A 16,842-nucleotide genomic window follows, 5' to 3' on the forward strand; every position below is an offset into this window, starting at 1 on the left:
CTTGAGTTGAAGTGTAGTGTCATATTTGTGATGTAAAGGCCTGTTTTTAAAACATCTTATTCATTTAGTTATATCGTTTATATCTATTTGAACTTAACCGAAATCGGTAAAACAGTTATTTCGGGCAATAAAAAACCCTGTGGGTTAAACAGGGTTTTTTGTGTTTCAGCGACTCGGGTCGATCAGGCAACCAGTGCCTGGCGGGTACGCTCGATCACGGCCTGCAGCGGTTCTGCGCTGGAGTATTGATCGGGGTACAGGCGTTCGCTATGACGGGCGATGCCATGCTCGTTGACCAGGGTGAAGCTGAAGCAGCCTTTGCGAGCGGCCATGATCAGGCAGTTCATTGGAGCAAAAGCGTTGGTAAGGGTGCGAATGGCATCCTGAGTATGGATTTGAGTGGACATATTATTGGTGTTCCTACAAATGACACGGTTAAGAACCGTGCAACGTTAAAACGTTCCAGTGACGTTGATCACCATTGATCAAACGAAGAACCCGACTGGAACAAAGCAGCCAGTTTGAAGCGCTGTTCAATAAGGCGCGCTTGGGCTGGCAGGTAGGTACTTAGGAGGGCAGGCAACACGACAAGGGCAAAGGTTCTGGGCCCGGGGTGAAGATCCTGATCAATTTGCAGGTTGGTTCGGTCAGAGTATTGAAACTTCGCGGCACCCTTTGCTTGTTCAAAGGCAGTGTCGACGCAAGTGATACCTGGAAACCATCGAGGTGGTCGATCCCGTGTTGTTCAGGGGATTTGTTCGACCAGAATTGACTTTCAGCTTGGTACTAACGCCGCGGATAGTAACGGATTGAAACAGGTAAGGGAAGTGTGTTCGCCAAAAAACCAGTCAGCCTGTGAGCAGGCCGCGATAGACCAGCACCGTCGCGGCCGCCGCCAATGAGCAGCCCAACGCGTAGGCGGCCAGGGTCAGACGCAAGGATTGACCGGTTTCTACCACTGTAATCAGGCCGCTCATGTCGTTGATGCGTCCTTCTCCCAGCTCAATGCACAAACTAACCGCAGTGAACGTGGCAGACAGCAGAATTGCGATGGCAAACAAGGCTCCGTCTGGAGAAGGTAACGCGGCATTGATTCCTAAGGAGATGGCGCAGATGGCCAGTAACAACACGGCGAACAACAGCATTCCCTTCATCGACCCACCCAGCCTTGCATTGCAGGTCCGGCAGTGTGGACAGCCTGGGAGGATTTGAAAAGTCCTTAATGGGATAGGGCGGTAACAATTCTGACGCGTGTCGCTTAAAAAATCGCGGCGATATAACCGGCGCATGGTACTTGTGCACATTAGTTGCAGCGTATGTAACCAAGCCGTCAACTTCTGGAAAAGCCCGCCATTTGCCTGCATTGGAAATTTAAGTCAATGAAAAATCTGGCTTTTTTTTATTGGTGAAAAAATCGTCAGTTTGACTGCGAGCCCCGTTCCATGGGGCTTTGCGCCAGTTGAGGGCGGGTTGTCCACTGAGTTATCCACAGCTTCTGTGGATTGTCCCAAGCGCTTGCTCTAGCACGGGCGTGCACGGTTTTTTCAGCTTTACCTGTGCGAAAAAAAGAGTAGAGTGGCGCGCCTTCCGTTCTGTCCCACAGTGCTTTATGAAGTTTCGCTCAGTATCACCTGCCGTTACCGATACCCTCCAAACTGTTACCGCACCCAAGCGTTTTTCCTTGAAAGTCGCGCTGTGGCTGCTCGACAGCCCACGCCTGGGGCATAGCGCCAATGTCAAACATTTCGCCGGGCGCTTGCTCAAGCAGCCTGCCCGGGAAGGTGTAGTCGCTGCTCAGAGCCGTCTGGGTCAATTGATGTGCCGCGAGTGCGGCAGTGCCCGCGACCGTCGCATCGGCCATGATCTGCTGCGCCAGGCGGCCCGTGCCGGCGACGTGCGGGCCCAGCGCGAATTGCGCCAGGTCGAAGACTGAGCTGTCCTCTGACCCTGTGCTTGGTTAACCTTGCTCTTTTTCGGTGATGGCAGACATGGCGATGGCTTTTGACTGGACCAGTATTGCCCTGGGCCTTGCAGGCGCCGCAGTGCCGCTGTTGGCAGTGTGCTGGCAGCTTCAGCGGCGACTGAGCGCGCGTATGGCCGGCTGGGAAGTGCTCGAAGAACGCTTGGCCAACGCGCAGTTGGCCCAGGAAGGTCTCGCCGCGCAACTGGATGCCAGTCGCGATGAAATCAGCGACCTGAGCCAGGCCAACACCGCCAAGCAGGCCGATCTGGCGGCGCTGCGCCGCGAAGTCGAACTGTTGCAGATCGACCGCGACAATGCCCGCGATGCCGCCCACGCCTGGAACCTCGACCGCAGCGCCAAGGAGGCCGAATTGCGTCGTCTCGATGCGTTGGCGGCCGCGCTGAGCGCTGAACTGCGCGAGCAACAGGACAGCCATCAGCAACGCTTGGCCGATCTGCAAGGCTCGCGCGATGAGTTGCGTGCGCAGTTCGCCGAGTTGGCCGGCAAGATCTTCGATGAGCGTGAGCAGCGTTTCGCCGAGACCAGCCAGGAACGCCTGGGCCAGTTGCTCGATCCGCTGAAAGAGCGCATTCAGTCCTTCGAAAAACGTGTGGAAGAAAGCTATCAGAACGAAGCGCGCGAGCGTTTCTCTTTGGCCAAGGAGCTTGAACGCCTGCAGCAACTGAACCTACGTCTATCGGACGAAGCCACCAACCTGACCCGTGCGCTGAAGGGCCAGAAAACCCAGGGCAACTGGGGCGAACTGATTCTTGAGCGGGTGCTGGAGCACGCGGGCCTGGAGAAAGGCCGCGAGTACCAGACCCAGGTCAGCCTCAAAGGCCCGGACGGCGAGCGCTTCCAGCCGGATGTGCTGATCATGCTGCCCGGTGACAAGCAAGTGGTGGTGGATTCCAAGGTCAGCCTGACCGCGTACCAGCAGTTCGTCGCGGCCGAAGATCAGGTGATCGGCCAGGCGGCGTTGAAACAGCATGTACTGTCCCTGCGCAATCACGTCAAAGGCTTGGCCAGCAAAGACTACAAGCGCCTGGAAGGTCTGCACAGTCTGGATTTCGTGTTGTTGTTCGTTCCGATCGAAGCGGCTTTTTCCGCCGCGCTGCAGGCTGAGCCGAACCTGTTTCAGGAGGCGTTCGACCGGCATATCGTCATCGTCAGCCCCACCACGTTATTGGCCACGCTGCGGGTGATCGACAGCCTGTGGAAGCAGGAGCGCCAAAGCCAGAACGCCCGTGAAATCGCCGAACGCGCCGGCTGGCTGTACGACAAGTTCGTGCTGTTTATCCAAGACCTGGATGAAGTGGGCAACCGTCTACAGCAATTGGATAAAGCTTACAGCGCCGCGCGAAACAAGCTGACAGATGGACGCGGCAACCTGGTCAGCCGCACTGAGCAACTCAGATTGCTCGGTGCACGCGCCAGCAAAAGCCTGCCGGCGGATTTGTTGGAACGGGCGATGACCGATGCGGACGGCGTGGCGCATCTGCCTGAATAATCGCCCCGCACAAACTTGGCCTACAACGGCAGATGCCGACTCAACAGCGCCCGCAACGCCGCCGGCTTGACGGGTTTGGCTAAATAATCCAAGCCCGCCGCATGCACTTCGGCCACGCTCTCCGGGCGCCCGTCGGCGCTGATGACTACGCCGGGAATCGGTTCGGCCAACTGCGTGCGCAGCCAGCCCATCAATTCCGTGCCGGTTTCGCCATGGTCCAGGTGGTAATCCACCAGCGCCAGTTGTGGGCGTACCCCCTCGGCCAGCAGCGCCGCGCATTCAGCCTGATCCCTGGCCGTCCACACTTCGCAACCCCAACGGGTCAATAGGCTGCGCATGCCGATCAGGATGCTCTCTTCGTTATCCACGCACAGCACCTGCGCGCCGCTGAGGGGCAAGCCGTTTTCCTGTGCTGGCTTGGGTAGCGGGCTGGCCTGGTTGCGCGCCAGCGGCACACTCACGCTGAACACGCTGCCCTTGCCGGGCCATGAGCGCACGCTCAGGCGGTGACCCAGCACGCGGCACAGGCCGTCGGCAATCGCCAAGCCCAGGCCCAGCCCCTTTTCCGCGCGGGTCTGGTGGCTGTCCAGGCGTTTGAACTCTTCGAAGATCACCTTTTGCTTATCCGGCGGGATACCGGGGCCGCGGTCCCACACTTCCAGGCAGAGTTCGCCTTCGCGACGCCTTACGCCGAGCAGCACCGGGCCGTCGGCATAACGGAAGGCATTGGTGAGAAAATTCTGCAGGATGCGCCTCAGCAACTTGATGTCGCTGTCCACCCGTAAACGGCTGCCGCGCAGGCGGAAGCGCAAACCTTGCTCCTGGGCCAACGCCTTGAATTCGGCGCCCAGGGTGTCGAACAGCTCGTTGAGAACGAACGGCTGGCGTTGCGGGTTGATCTTGCCGTTTTCCAGGCGCGAGATATCCAGCAGATCGCTGATCAGGTCTTCGGCCGAGCGCAGCGAACTGTCCAGATGCTGCACCAATTGCCGTGCCTCGTCGGAGAGTCCGTCGCTTTGGTGGGAGAGGGCGGCGGAGAACAGGCGCGCGGCGTTCAACGGCTGCATCAAGTCATGGCTGACCGCCGCCAGAAAGCGGGTTTTCGACTGGCTGGCGGTTTCGGCCACGCTCTTGGCGTCGGTGAGGGCCAGGTTAAGCTGCGACAGTTCATGGGTGCGTTCGGTAACCCGTTGTTCCAGGCCCTCGTTGGCCTCGGTCAGGGCCTGTTCGGCTTCACGGAACGCGGTGATATCAGTGAAGCTCATGACAAAGCCACCGCCAGGCATCGGGTTGCCGATCAGTTCGATCACGCGGCCATTGGGAAACAAGCGCTCGGACGTGTGCGCACGGCCCTGGCGCATCCAGTGCAGACGCCGCGCCACATGCACCTCGGCTTCGCCCGGCCCGCACAGGCCACGCTCGGCGTTGTACCGGATGATGTCGGCAATCGGCCGGCCTACGCTGATCAGGCCCTCCGGGTAATTGAACAACTCCAGATAACGCCGGTTCCAGGCCACCAGTTTGAGAGACTGGTCCACCACGCTGATGCCCTGGGTGATGTTCTCGATGGCGCCCTGCAGCAGGGCGCGGTTGAACTGCAGCACTTCCGAGGCTTCGTCGGCGATGCGTACTACGTCCTCCAATTGCATGTCCCGACCTTCAATCGCGGCTTTTACCACCGCGCGCGTCGATGAAGCGCCGAGCACACCGGCCAGCAGGCGTTCGGTGTGGGCGATCCAGTCGTTGTCGGCATTCTGGTTGGGGTTGAAGCCTTTGCCTTGGCGATAGGCAAAACGGATAAAGCTTTGCTGCGCGCGCTCTTCACCCACGAAACGCGCGGCCAGGCTGAGCAGGTCGCTGATCTGCACCGACAGCATCGAACGGGCGCTGGCACGCTGGCTGATTTCCTGGCCGATAAAGCGTCCGGCCTGCCAGTGCTCGGACACCCGCGTGCGCGACAGCATCGACACCCACACGAACAGCGTGAAGTTGCCCGCCAGGGAGAACACCGTGCCCAGGGTCAGCGAAGTCACGGACAGCCCTAGCGGGTGGGAATGCATCCACGTCAGCCCTGGGAACAGGCTTAGCGACCATCCCAGACTTTTCGCGGTAACCGGTAGGACCAAGGTGTAGAACCACAGGAACGTGCCTGCGGCGAGACCGGCAAACACTCCGCGCCGGTTTGCTTGCTTCCAATACAGCGCGCCGAGCATCGCCGGCGCCAATTGGGTCACGGCGGCGAAGGCGATCTGGCCGATGGTCGCCAGGCTCGCCGTGGAGCCCAGCAGGCGGTAACTGACGTACGCCAGCAACAGGATGATGACGATGCTCACCCGACGCACCGACAGCATCCAGTGGCGGAACACCTCGAACGGCCGCTCGGCGCTGGAGCGGCGCAACAGCCATGGCAGCAACATGTCGTTGGACACCATGGTGGATAACGCGATGCTCGCCACGATCACCATGCCGGTAGCCGCCGACGCGCCACCGATAAACGCCAGTACCGCCAGCGCTGGATGGGCTTCGGCCATGGGCAGGCTGATCACGTAAGAGTCCGGCAGTACCGAGGCCGGCAGCAGCATCTTGCCGCCGAGGGCAATGGGGATCACAAACAGCGCGGCCAGCACCAGATAGGCCGGAAACACCCACTTGGCCAGGCGCAGGTCCTGAGGCTCGATATTTTCCACCACGGTCACATGAAACTGCCGGGGCAGGCAGATGATCGCCATCATGGCCACCCCGGTCTGCACCACCATGGATGGCCAGTTAACGGTCTCTTGCCAGTATTCCTCCAGGCGAGGGGTGAGCATCGCTTGGTCGAGCAGGTCGCCGAAACCGTCGTACAGGCCGTAGGTCACGAACGCACCCACCGCGAGAAAAGCGAACAGCTTGACCAGGGACTCAAAGGCAATGGCCAACACCATGCCGCGATGGTGTTCGGTGGCATCGAGGTTGCGCGTACCAAACACGATGGTGAACAACGCCAGTACCAGCGACACGATCAGCGCGGTGTCCTGAGCGCGCGTGCCGGTGGTGTCGGCCCCGGCGCCGATCAACAGGTTGACCCCCAGCACAATGCCTTTGAGCTGCAGGGCGATATACGGCAGCACGCCCACCAGGCAGATCAACGCCACCACCACCGCCAGGGATTGGGATTTGCCATACCGCGCCGCGATAAAGTCGGCGATGGAAGTAATGTTTTCCTGCTTGCTGATCAGCACCATCTTTTGCAGGACCCAAGGTGCCAATACCAGCAACAGCACCGGTCCCAGGTAGATCGGTATAAATGCCCACAACTGTTCGGCAGCCTGGCCGACAGCGCCGAAGAAGGTCCAACTGGTGCAGTAAACCGCCAGCGAAAGACTGTACACCCAGGCACGCATGCGCGGCGGCAGTGGCGCATGGCGACGGTCGCCGTAGAAGGCGATGGCAAACATAATGGCCATATAGGCCAGGGCGACGGTGGCGATCAGCCCACTGGACAGCGTCATGGGAACTCCGAACAAAAGAACACCCAGGCATTCCAGGCCCGGTGGGACAGTCTCGCATGATGCTTGGGGTTAGTCAGTGTCGACCAAGGTCGTGTGGGATCTTATGTCGCACACGGCGTTCAGCGTGGCGGCAGGGTTTTCTGGCGCAGGATATAGACAGTCACCAGCACGGCGCTGGTCAGCATGAACCCGCGTGCCCAAGGTAGTGGCACCAGATAGCAGGAAATACCGATGCTCAGCCACATCAGGCCGATGGCGTAGACCTTGCCCTTGAGCGGGATGCCATTGCCATCCAGATAGTCACGAATCCACGGGCCCAGGCGCGGGTGTTCCACCAGCCACTGGTAGAACCGCGGGGAGCTTCGCGCGAAGCAGGCGGCGGCGAGCAAGAGGAAGGGCGTAGTGGGCAGGACCGGTAGGAAAATACCGATCACGCCCAGGGCCACGCTCAGCCAGCCGATGGCCAGCAGTGCGTAGCGCAGCAGCGGCGAACGCTTGCCCATGGGTGTCACGGGCGAGCGACTCAGTGGTGACGTGGCTTGAGGATCGCCGGTTTTTCATCAGGGGCGTTGCACAGCAGGTACAGGGCGGTCAGGGCTTCCGGGATCTGTACGATCATGTCGTCCATCAGGTTGGCGTCGGAAGCGATGTCGGAAAATTCCGCCTCTTCTTCGAACAGGCCCGAACCGACCATGATCGGCAGCAGCATCTCGCTGACCTCTTCCTCGGCGGTTTCGAACCAGGCCGCTTCACGCAGGAACACGCCTTCCATGAAACCGATGCACCAGCCGCGCAGGTCGGAGTCGTCCGGGTCATCGCCCAAGTCCAGCTCGCACGGCAGCTCGAATTCCTCGTCGGATGCCAGTTGGCGACCGATATGGGCCTTCAGGGCCACCAGGGTGGACTCGATTTCTTCGCGCTGGGCGGCGTCGGCGTAGTGGGGTTCTTCGGCGAACAGCGCGTCGATCCATTCGCGGTCGGGCACGACCTCGGAGCAGATGGACAGGGCGGTCAGGTAGCCGTGGGCGGCTACATAGTCCAGCGCCTCCTCATGCAGCTCATCGGCGTCGAGGAAGGCTTGCAGGCGGGTTAGTTGCTCAGCGAAGGACATGAAGGACTACCTTGGGGATAAACGATGCTGAATTCTAGGCGTTCTTGCGCCCACAGGCCAGCCGCCATGCACATTTGCCCGGTTTTAAAGACGGGCTGCAATTCGTCAGTGGCGCCCTTTGCCGGATGACGCTCGGGTATACTGCCGCGTTTTGTGATGCCCCTACCGGCCAGGAGCCCGCCCGAGAAAACTTCGCTTACGGATTATTTTCCGAGGCCGCGTTTTTTTTCGGCCAGCCTATACGGAGGGTTTCGGCACTTTTTTGGAGTTCTACATGCTCGAGCAGGCTCAACGCGTCCTCAAGGACATCTTCGGCTACGACAGTTTTCGTGGCCGTCAGGGTGCGATCATTGAGCGCGTGGCCAGTGGCGGCGATGCCCTGGTGCTGATGCCTACCGGCGGCGGCAAGTCGTTGTGCTTCCAGGTGCCGGCGCTGTTGCGCAACGGGTTGGCGGTGGTGGTATCGCCGTTGATCGCTTTGATGGACGACCAGGTAGCAACCCTTGAGGAACTCGGCGTGGCCGCTGCTTCCCTGAACTCCACCCTCAGCGCCGAGCAACAACGCGACCTGGCCGCGCGGATCAAACGCGGTGAAGTCAAAATGCTCTACCTCGCCCCGGAGCGGCTGGTGCAGCCGCGCATGCTGGCGTTCCTGCAGGGGCTGGAAATTGCCCTGTTCGCGATTGATGAGGCGCACTGCGTCTCGCAATGGGGCCACGATTTCCGGCGCGAATACCTGCAACTGGGCCAACTGGCGGAACTGTTTCCCGACGTGCCGCGCATTGCGCTGACCGCCACGGCCGACAAACGTACCCGCGAAGAAATCGTCGAACGCCTGCATTTGCAGAACGCCGAGCGCTTCCTGTCGAGCTTCGACCGGCCGAACATTTTCTACCGCATCGTGCCCAAGGAGCAGCCGCGCAAGCAGCTGTTGGCGTTCCTGTCCGAGCGGCGCAGCGATGCGGGTATTGTCTATTGCCTGTCGCGCAAGAAAGTCGACGAAGTGGCCGCGTTTCTGTGTGAACAGGGTTACCCAGCCTTGCCTTACCACGCCGGCCTGCCGAACGACCTGCGCGCCTATCATCAGAAGCGTTTCCTCAACGAGGAAGGCTTGATCATGGTGGCGACCATTGCGTTTGGTATGGGCATCGACAAATCCAACGTGCGCTTTGTCGCCCACATGGACCTGCCCAAGTCGTTGGAAGCTTATTACCAGGAAACCGGACGTGCCGGCCGTGATGGTCTGCCGGCGGATGCGTGGATGGTCTACGGCCTGCAAGACGTGGTGATGCTCAAGCAAATGCTGCAGAACTCCGAAGGCGATGAGCGCCACAAGCGCCTGGAACAGCACAAGCTCGATGCCATGCTCTCGCTGTGCGAAGAGACCCGTTGCCGCCGTCAGACGCTGCTGGCTTATTTCGACGAAGACATGCCCGAGCCCTGCGGGCATTGCGACAACTGCGTGGACGGCGTGCAGACCTGGGACGCCACCGAACCGGCGCGCCAGGGGTTGTCGGCGATCTACCGAACCGGTCAGCGTTACGGCGTGGGCCATCTGGTGGATGTGTTGCTGGGCAAGGACAACGAAAAAGTTCGCAGCTTTGGCCACGAAAAACTCTCGGTTTACGGCGTCGGCAAGGCCCGCGCCGAAGGCGAGTGGCGCTCGTTGTTCCGGCAAATGGTGGCCCGCGGCCTGGTGGACATCGACCTTGAAGGGTACGGCGGGCTGCGCCTTAACGACAGTTGCCGGCCACTGCTCAAGGGTGAAGTGAGCCTGGAACTGCGCCGCGATCTCAAGCCGCAGACCACTGCCAAAAGCAGCACCAGCCAAGCCAGCCAACTGGTGCGCGGGGAAGAGCGCGAGCAGTGGGAAGCCTTGCGCGCCCTGCGGCGCAAACTCGCACAGGAACACAGTGTGCCGCCGTACGTTATCTTTCCGGACTCCACCTTGCTGGAAATGTTGCGCGAGCAACCCGCCACCCTGGCGGAAATGGCCCGCGTCAGCGGCGTGGGCGCGCGCAAGCTGGAGCGCTATGGCCAGGCCTTTCTCGAAGTGCTCGGTGGTCAGGCCGAGGCGCCCAAGGAAGTGGCCGACATTCGCCACGAATTGATCAGCCTGGCCCGCGCCGGAATGACCCCGATCCAGATCGCCGGCCAACTGCAATGCTCGGAAAAAAACGTCTACACCTTGCTCGCCGAATCCATCGGCAAGCAACAGTTGTCGTTGGAGCAAGCACTGGATTTACCGGAAGATTTGCTGGGTGAGATCCAGGACGCTTTCCTTGACGGCGAAGGCGAATTGCCAGCTGTCGCGGAGATCGCACCGTTGTTTACCGGGCGTGTGCCGGAGGGGGTTCTGTACTGCGTGCGAGCCGCTTTGCAGTCAGAATTCGAAATTTAATGTGTCAATTACGACAATGTCACAGATCAGTACTGAGCGGCGCTTGCCTAAGGGCAAGGCTCATGCTTAGCTGACTAATAATTAGCCACATTTTATTTTCAGTCTAAAACATGAGTTTTTTATGCCGTTAACCGATCAACACCGTTTTGGCATGCAGCTGGCGCAAATGTCCCGAGGTTGGCGCGCCGAGCTGGACCGCCGTTTGGCGGGGCTGGGCCTGTCCCAGGCGCGTTGGCTGGTGCTGTTGCACCTGGCCCGTTTCGAAGAAGCTCCTACTCAGCGTGAGCTGGCCCAGAGCGTCGGGGTAGAGGGGCCGACCCTTGCAAGGCTGCTCGACAGCCTTGAAGGCCAGGGCCTGGTGCAACGCCAGGCGGTGCTCGAAGACCGTCGCGCCAAGCGCATCCTGCTGTGCGACAGCGCCCGTCCTCTGATCGATCAAATTGAAACCATTGCCACCGAGTTGCGTCACGAGCTGTTTGCCGGCGTAAACGAGGCGGACCTGCGTGTGTGCATGCGGGTGCATGCGCATATTCTGGCGAATCTGGAAAAGTCCTGAGCTGCGCAGATGGCTGAGCCTGTTGTGATGAGCAGGCTCACCCCATCTTAAAAGCCTGCCGCATTGACCCTATGCGCGCAGGCTCCCTAGAAAGTCTGCCCCAGGTTCAGGTACACCGCCTTCTGGTTATCATCGTTGAAGCCATAACTGAAATTCAGTGGCCCCAGTGGCGTGTCGAACCCGAGGAAAACACTCGCGGCGTTGATATAGCCGCTGTCGAATTCATTGTCGTTGTTCCACGCCCGCCCACGTTCCAGAGACGCGCCCAGGTACAGCGGGAAATCCAGCGGCAAGTACGAACGCGGCGTCAGCCGGCGGTAGTACACGGCGCGCATCAGGCTGATGTTTTGCCCCGAGATCGCGTCCTGGCGAAAGCCTGACAGCTGTCTGGCACCGCCGAGCAGGAAGCTGGAAATCACCACGTCCGAATCGTCCAGGGTGCGCCCGTAACGTCCGCCCAGCACCAGAGTGTCCGGGCCGTGGCTCATGGCTTTGTCGAGTTTGAACTCCCATTGACGGTAGCGTTGATCCGAGCCTAACCCCGGTTCGAATTCGCGATAAGCCAGGCCGATGTCTTCACCGGAGTGGGGGAAGTACACGTTGTCCAGAGAGTCGAAGGAGTATTTCAGCTCATAGAAGCCTTCGCTGAAGCTCACGCTCGGCAGGTCGCGGTCGCCGATGCGTACGTCCGCCTGGCCCCAGGCTTCGCCGACACCGAAGCGAATCTCACCGCTGTTGCCGATCTGCCGCCCCACATTCAGGCCGAAGCCGTAACGTTCCAGGCGGTATTCGGAGATGGGGTCGTTATCCAGGATCAGCTCGACGTTCTGTGCCTGGGCGCTGATATAGGGCGCGACGAAGTAACGCGAACCGGCGTCCATCGGTTGGTAGAACTCGCTGTACAGCTCTTGGCGGTCGCCGATCTGCACGCGCGTCAGCCATTCCGCGCCAAGGCGGTTGATGCCGTTGATGCGGTAGCTGGCGCCCAGGTTGAAGGCACTGTCGCCGCGCATGTCATCCGACAGGTTCAGCCCCAGGCGCAGGTAGTCGGTGCCGCTGCGTTTGCCGTGGGCGCTGATTACAAGGGTGTTGTCCTGGCCTTTCTTGATCACGCGGTATTGCACCTGATCGAAGTAGTCCAGGCCATACAAGGTGCCCATGTCGGTTTGCAGGCGACCCAGATTGAGCGGTTCGCCCAAGGGTTGGCGGATGTAGTAGCGGATGACGTCGTCGCTGACTTTCGAGTCGTTCTCCACCGTGATGGCGGTGATGACCGGGGTGCGCTCGCCCGGCGTGCGCGCGGCCACCAGCTGCGGGTCGATCGGCTCAGCCGGACGCAGGTGCGCCAGGCGCACGTCGAGGGCGCGGGTGGCGCGGTAGCCGGCGTCGATCATGTCCTTGGCGCGGCCGAAATCGGTCACGCCATAGGCTGCCAGCGGCGGCTGGATCAGCACATCCCTGGGTTGCAGGGCTTTGAGTTGCTCTTCGGAATTGCGCCGGGTCATCAGGGTGATGGACTGGTTGAGTACGTCCACCACCGTGGCCAGTTGCTTGCGCGAGCGTAGCGGGGTGCCGATGTCCACCACGATGGCGATATCCACGCCCATCTCCCGCGCGACATCCAGCGGGATGTTATCGGTCATGCCGCCGTCCACCAGCAGCCGGCCGTCCAGCTCCACGGGGGCGAACACGGCTGGGATCGACATACTCGCGCGGATCACCTTGGGCAAGTGGCCCTTGCGGAACACAACTTTTTCACCGGTGGTGATATCGGTGGCCACCGCGCGGAACGGGATCGGCAGTTTGTCGAAATCGCGGGTGTTGCTGCTGTGGGCGAACATGCTTTCCAGCAGCAGCGCCAGGTTCTGGCCCTGGATCACCCCCAGCGGCAGGCCGAGGCTGCCGTCATCGCGGAAACTGAGCTTCTGCTTGACCAGGAAGTCCCGGTCATCCTGCTTGCGGCGAAACGGCACGTCTTCGCGCGGCGGTGCGTCGGAGAGCGCCTGTTGCCAATCGATGTTCAATGCGAGTTTTTCCAACTCGTCGATCTTGTAGCCGGAGGCATACAGCCCACCAATCACCGCGCCCATGCTGGTGCCGGCGATCGCATCGATCTGGATGCCTTGCTCTTCCAGCGCCTTGAGCACCCCGATATGGGCCAGGCCTCGGGCGGCGCCGCCAGACAGCACCAGGCCGACCTTCGGGCGCGGAGCGTCCACGGCATGGGCAAGGAGGGGGAGCAGGCACAAAAACAGGCAGGACAGCAGGCGGCGCATCTTGAATCTCGGAGCTGGACGATAAAGGCCGCTATTATAGCCACCCGATCCTCCGCGCCCGTTATGCCAGGAACCTGTCAAATTATGTCGTCGATTAAACCCGAGGTCGTCATCACCTATTGCACCCAATGCCAGTGGCTGCTGCGTGCCGCGTGGCTGGCCCAGGAACTGCTGAGTACATTTGCCGATGACCTGGGTAAGGTCTCACTGGTGCCGGCTACCGGTGGCACGTTCCATATCACCTGTGACGGTGTGCAGATTTGGGAGCGCAAGGCCGACGGCGGTTTCCCCGAGGCCAAGGTGCTCAAGCAGCGGGTGCGCGACCAGATCGACCCGGCGCGCGATCTGGGCCACAACGACCGTCCCCAATGACGTCACCGCCCCGTGCAAGGGGCGGTGAACTGAGCGCTATCTGGCGTCCAACTTCTGTTTGATGAATCCGACAACCCAGGTCAACACCGCACCGCCCACGCCGCCGCCGAGGATATTGCCGCCAACGGCCGCCACATCCAGTGCTTCGCCGCCTGGAGTACCGGTCAATGCCGAGACAAGCTGACCCAGAACCAGCCCGCCGACACCGCCCAACATCGTGTTAAGCCCGGTACCCAGGCTTTGTTTGGTCATGCCGGCGATGTTTCCGCCAACAGCGCCGCTGACGATTTGAACCAACACGTTAATGAGCATTTCCATGATCAGGTCCTGCATAGCGTTAAGGGAGTGACCACTCGCTTGCAGCAACTGCGGAAAATGCCCTGGCTGTCGTCGAGGAGCCGTTATCCGTTGAACGACGACAGACTGTTGCGGATGCCCGAAGTATAGATCAGGCCGTTGCGGTCGGTTGTTTGGCCGGGCCGGCGCTGCTTATCAGGCCGGAAATCACGATGGCGACGATGATCAAGGCGCCCCCCAGCAGCATGCGCAGGGTCGGCGTTTCGGCAAACAGCAGCCACGCCATGGTGATGCCGTAGACCGGCTCCATGGCAAACACCACCGACGCCGTACGCGCCTTGATCACCGCCAGGCTGGCGACAAACAGGCTGTGGGCCAGGCCGGTGCAGAACACGCCGAGCAGGCCGATCCACAACCAGTCCAGCGCTCGCACATGCGCCAGGCCCGGTGCGGCCACCGGCAACAGGCACGCCGCGACTACCAGGTTCTGGCACAGCGCCGCCTGCACCGCCGGAATGCGCCCGGAGCCGGCGCGGTTGTTCAGGGACAACAGGGAAAACAGCAAGCCCGAAAGGATGCCCCAGAGCAGGCCACCGGTGGCTTCACTGGCCAGGTTGAAGTCGGGGGTCACCAGCACCAGGCCGACCGTGACCAGTACCACCAGCAGTACTTCGTTGGCGCGAATACGCTCGCGGAATATCAGCCCTTCCAGAATGACCGTAAACGCCGGGAACGCCGTGAACCCCAGGGTCGCGACCGCCACACCGGCCACCTTGACCGCAAGAAAAAATGTCACCCAGTGCGCCGCCAGCAACACGCCGCTGACCAGCAGCCGACGCCAGTCGCGCCGCTCCAGGTGCTTCCACGGAGCGCGGCTGGCGAACCGGGCGAACACCGCCAGGGCGAGCACGGCAAACACGGCGCGACCAAACACGATGATGGCCGGCGAAGCGGCCGCCAGTTTGCCGAATACGCCGGTAAGGCCAAACATTAGTGCGCCGATATGCAGGGCGCCGAGGGCTGTGCGGGGAGTCATTGCGTTCCTTCAAACCACGAGAGTGACAGGCTCGCAGTCTAGTGGCTTGGGATGGCTGGCGTCTGTCGTGAGGCTCGCGCGTTTTAGCGCAGGACTCGCCCTAAGGCGAGCGCCGCAATGCGCCGGGAGACGCGCCGAACTCACGGGACATAGCGGCGGCAAACGCGCTCTGGGAGCTATAGCCGACCCGCTCGGCGACTTCACCGATGGGCAGCGCGGTATCGCGCAGCAGACTCAGGGCTTTATGCAGGCGTCGGCTGCGGATGTAGTCCATCGGCGTCTGCCCGCACTCGGCGACGAACCGCGCGTGCAGGCGCGCCACCGACAGCCCGGCGATGCGCGCCAGATCGGCCACTTGCAGGGGGTGCGCCACGTGCCGTTCGATATGGGCATTGAAGGCCGGATAGGGCAAGCGTCGACCTGGCACGGGCTGGGGTTGCGCAGAATTGAGGCTGGCCAGCAGCAACACCGAACCTTGCTGCACGATCAGCGGGTCGTCCACTGGGCTGTGGGCCAGCCACTGCACCAACTGGTGCTGACGTGCATCCAGGGCCAGGCGCGCGGGTTGGTCGAGCAGGCGTCGGCTCGCGTCGGCATGTTCGCCAAGGGACTGCAGCAGCCAATGTTCGGTGGGTACGTCCAGCACCAGGCAGCGGCTGCCATCGCGACTGCCGCAGGCGTGATGGGCAGAGAAGGGCAGTACCATCACGCTGCTTTCGCGCACTTGGCTGCCACGGCCATCGACCTCCAGATCCAGATGCCCGGACAGGCCGAACACCAACTGCGCATGCGCGTGGCTGTGGGCGATGGGCGCTTCGAGGTAGTGGCGTAGGGTGAGGGACGGTCTCATCACGGTCTCCTGAGCGGCGAGGCGCCAGTCTACAACGCATCGTGGGCGCCGGTCGCTGTCATCAGACTGACCCACACTTGTCATGGGCCATTAACCGCCATGGCGCAAGCTCGCGAAAACACCGTCGAGGGATGCCCATGACCAGTGCCGAGTTCGCCAAGCCCAGCCGCAAACAACGGGTGCGTACCCTGTGGATTTCCGATGTGCACCTGGGCACCCGGGATTGCCAGGCCGACCATCTTTCGCAGTTCCTCAAGGGCTATCACGCCGATAAGGTCTACCTGGTGGGCGACATTATCGACGGCTGGAAAATGCGCGGCGGCATGTACTGGCCCCAGGCGCACACCAACGTGATCCGCCGCCTGTTGACCATGGCCAAGCGCGGCACCGAGGTGATCTATGTCACCGGCAACCACGATGAATTCCTGCGCCGTTATTCCAAGCTGATCTTGGGCAATATCCAGTTGGTCGACGAAGCCGTGCATGTGACCGCCGATGGTCGCCACCTGCTGGTGATCCACGGTGATCAGTTTGACGTGATTACCCGTTATCATCGCTGGCTGGCGTTTCTCGGCGACTCGGCCTACGAATTCACTCTGACCTTGAACCGCTGGTTGAACCACTGGCGTGCGCGCTATGGCTATGGTTACTGGTCGCTGTCGGCGTACCTCAAGCACAAGGTCAAGACGGCGGTCAGTTTTATCAGCGATTTCGAAGAAGCGATCGCCCACGAAGTGACCCGGCGTGAATTGCATGGGGTGGTGTGCGGGCATATTCACCATGCGGAGATTCGCAAAGTGGGCGAGGTGGATTACCTCAACTGCGGGGACTGGGTGGAGTCTTGCACGGCGCTGATCGAGCACTGGGATGGCAGTATCGAGTTGTATCGGCTGGCGGATGCCCAGGCCAAAGAAGCGCAACTGAAGGCTGAGGTGGCTCAGGCGCACCTTCTGTAACTTCAGATCGTCATCGGGGGCAA

The 16,842-nt window shown here is 61.1% G+C and carries 15 protein-coding genes; 6 read left to right on the forward strand and 9 right to left on the reverse strand.

What is annotated here, in order from left to right; translation table 11 throughout:
• Positions 1-182: 182 nt before the first annotated feature.
• Positions 183-407 carry a hypothetical protein gene (locus ABX75_RS00970; RefSeq protein ID WP_007898912.1) on the reverse strand — a complete coding sequence of 75 codons (225 nt, stop codon included), beginning with the start codon at positions 405-407 and terminating at the stop codon, positions 183-185.
• 441 nt (positions 408-848) lie between these two features.
• The gene (locus ABX75_RS00975) at positions 849-1,154 is read right to left on the reverse strand and encodes a hypothetical protein (RefSeq protein WP_034114754.1); all 306 of its coding nucleotides are present in this window, start codon (positions 1,152-1,154) and stop codon (positions 849-851) included.
• Between the two features lie 455 nt (positions 1,155-1,609).
• Between ABX75_RS00975 and ABX75_RS00980 the strand changes: the two genes are divergently transcribed.
• Together ABX75_RS00980 and rmuC are read left to right on the forward strand one after the other, a co-directional pair.
• Complete coding sequence (locus tag ABX75_RS00980; RefSeq protein ID WP_034138870.1) at positions 1,610-1,933, forward strand: hypothetical protein; 324 nt, start codon at positions 1,610-1,612, stop codon at positions 1,931-1,933.
• A 175-nt stretch (positions 1,934-2,108) separates the two neighbouring features.
• Positions 2,109-3,473, forward strand: coding sequence for a DNA recombination protein RmuC (gene rmuC, locus ABX75_RS00985; RefSeq protein ID WP_169868058.1), 1,365 nt, complete (start codon positions 2,109-2,111; stop codon positions 3,471-3,473).
• A gap of 20 nt (positions 3,474-3,493) precedes the next feature.
• Here the strand turns inward: rmuC and ABX75_RS00990 are convergent, their stop codons facing one another.
• From ABX75_RS00990 to ABX75_RS01000, 3 genes are all read right to left on the reverse strand, one after another.
• Positions 3,494-6,964 (reverse strand): PAS domain-containing hybrid sensor histidine kinase/response regulator, encoded by a 3,471-nt coding sequence (locus tag ABX75_RS00990; RefSeq protein WP_047881313.1) that lies wholly within the window; start codon positions 6,962-6,964, stop codon positions 3,494-3,496.
• A 119-nt stretch (positions 6,965-7,083) separates the two neighbouring features.
• On the reverse strand, positions 7,084-7,467 hold the full coding sequence (locus ABX75_RS00995) for a YbaN family protein (protein ID WP_034099551.1): 384 nt from the start codon (positions 7,465-7,467) through the stop codon (positions 7,084-7,086).
• A gap of 20 nt (positions 7,468-7,487) precedes the next feature.
• The gene (locus ABX75_RS01000; protein ID WP_034099550.1) at positions 7,488-8,075 is read right to left on the reverse strand and encodes a YecA family protein; all 588 of its coding nucleotides are present in this window, start codon (positions 8,073-8,075) and stop codon (positions 7,488-7,490) included.
• Positions 8,076-8,349: 274 nt separating this feature from the next.
• Here ABX75_RS01000 and recQ point away from each other — a divergent pair, with 274 nt between their 5' ends.
• Positions 8,350-10,476 carry a DNA helicase RecQ gene (gene recQ / locus ABX75_RS01005; RefSeq protein WP_034099548.1) on the forward strand — a complete coding sequence of 709 codons (2,127 nt, stop codon included), beginning with the start codon at positions 8,350-8,352 and terminating at the stop codon, positions 10,474-10,476.
• Positions 10,477-10,597: 121 nt separating this feature from the next.
• The gene (locus ABX75_RS01010; protein ID WP_034099546.1) at positions 10,598-11,032 is read left to right on the forward strand and encodes a MarR family transcriptional regulator; all 435 of its coding nucleotides are present in this window, start codon (positions 10,598-10,600) and stop codon (positions 11,030-11,032) included.
• An 86-nt stretch (positions 11,033-11,118) separates the two neighbouring features.
• On the opposite strand, the gene ABX75_RS01015 is transcribed toward ABX75_RS01010, so the two are convergent.
• Positions 11,119-13,308, reverse strand: a complete 2,190-nt coding sequence (locus ABX75_RS01015; protein ID WP_034099544.1) for a patatin-like phospholipase family protein — start codon at positions 13,306-13,308, stop codon at positions 11,119-11,121.
• A gap of 84 nt (positions 13,309-13,392) precedes the next feature.
• On the opposite strand from ABX75_RS01015, the gene ABX75_RS01020 reads away from it, so the two are divergent.
• Entirely contained in the window at positions 13,393-13,680 is a 288-nt protein-coding gene (locus ABX75_RS01020) for a SelT/SelW/SelH family protein (protein WP_034099542.1), read from the forward strand.
• Positions 13,681-13,716: 36 nt separating this feature from the next.
• On the opposite strand, the gene ABX75_RS01025 is transcribed toward ABX75_RS01020, so the two are convergent.
• The 3 genes from ABX75_RS01025 to ABX75_RS01035 form a co-directional block, all read right to left on the reverse strand.
• Entirely contained in the window at positions 13,717-13,998 is a 282-nt protein-coding gene (locus ABX75_RS01025) for a hypothetical protein (protein WP_040269035.1), read from the reverse strand.
• Positions 13,999-14,128: 130 nt separating this feature from the next.
• Positions 14,129-15,013, reverse strand: coding sequence for a DMT family transporter (locus ABX75_RS01030; protein ID WP_047881314.1), 885 nt, complete (start codon positions 15,011-15,013; stop codon positions 14,129-14,131).
• Positions 15,014-15,113: 100 nt separating this feature from the next.
• Entirely contained in the window at positions 15,114-15,863 is a 750-nt protein-coding gene (locus ABX75_RS01035) for an AraC family transcriptional regulator (RefSeq protein ID WP_034114747.1), read from the reverse strand.
• A 137-nt stretch (positions 15,864-16,000) separates the two neighbouring features.
• Here ABX75_RS01035 and ABX75_RS01040 point away from each other — a divergent pair, with 137 nt between their 5' ends.
• Entirely contained in the window at positions 16,001-16,819 is an 819-nt protein-coding gene (locus ABX75_RS01040) for a UDP-2,3-diacylglucosamine diphosphatase (protein ID WP_034099534.1), read from the forward strand.
• Positions 16,820-16,842: the final 23 nt, after the last annotated feature.

The organism is Pseudomonas sp. ARP3, assembly GCF_001029595.1.
In the GTDB taxonomy this organism is placed as follows: Bacteria; Pseudomonadota; Gammaproteobacteria; order Pseudomonadales; family Pseudomonadaceae; genus Aquipseudomonas; species Aquipseudomonas rhodesiae.

Coding starts and splice junctions, on each gene's coding strand:
- ABX75_RS00970 (WP_007898912.1), bottom strand. CDS start 407: ATGTCCACTCAAATCCATACTCAGGATGCCATTCGCACCCTTACCAAC.
- ABX75_RS00975 (WP_034114754.1), bottom strand. CDS start 1,154: ATGAAGGGAATGCTGTTGTTCGCCGTGTTGTTACTGGCCATCTGCGCC.
- ABX75_RS00980 (WP_034138870.1), top strand. CDS start 1,610: ATGAAGTTTCGCTCAGTATCACCTGCCGTTACCGATACCCTCCAAACT.
- ABX75_RS00990 (WP_047881313.1), bottom strand. CDS start 6,964: ATGACGCTGTCCAGTGGGCTGATCGCCACCGTCGCCCTGGCCTATATG.
- ABX75_RS00995 (WP_034099551.1), bottom strand. CDS start 7,467: ATGGGCAAGCGTTCGCCGCTGCTGCGCTACGCACTGCTGGCCATCGGC.
- ABX75_RS01000 (WP_034099550.1), bottom strand. CDS start 8,075: ATGTCCTTCGCTGAGCAACTAACCCGCCTGCAAGCCTTCCTCGACGCC.
- recQ (WP_034099548.1), top strand. CDS start 8,350: ATGCTCGAGCAGGCTCAACGCGTCCTCAAGGACATCTTCGGCTACGAC.
- ABX75_RS01010 (WP_034099546.1), top strand. CDS start 10,598: ATGCCGTTAACCGATCAACACCGTTTTGGCATGCAGCTGGCGCAAATG.
- ABX75_RS01015 (WP_034099544.1), bottom strand. CDS start 13,308: ATGCGCCGCCTGCTGTCCTGCCTGTTTTTGTGCCTGCTCCCCCTCCTT.
- ABX75_RS01020 (WP_034099542.1), top strand. CDS start 13,393: ATGTCGTCGATTAAACCCGAGGTCGTCATCACCTATTGCACCCAATGC.
- ABX75_RS01025 (WP_040269035.1), bottom strand. CDS start 13,998: ATGGAAATGCTCATTAACGTGTTGGTTCAAATCGTCAGCGGCGCTGTT.
- ABX75_RS01030 (WP_047881314.1), bottom strand. CDS start 15,013: ATGACTCCCCGCACAGCCCTCGGCGCCCTGCATATCGGCGCACTAATG.
- ABX75_RS01035 (WP_034114747.1), bottom strand. CDS start 15,863: ATGAGACCGTCCCTCACCCTACGCCACTACCTCGAAGCGCCCATCGCC.
- ABX75_RS01040 (WP_034099534.1), top strand. CDS start 16,001: ATGACCAGTGCCGAGTTCGCCAAGCCCAGCCGCAAACAACGGGTGCGT.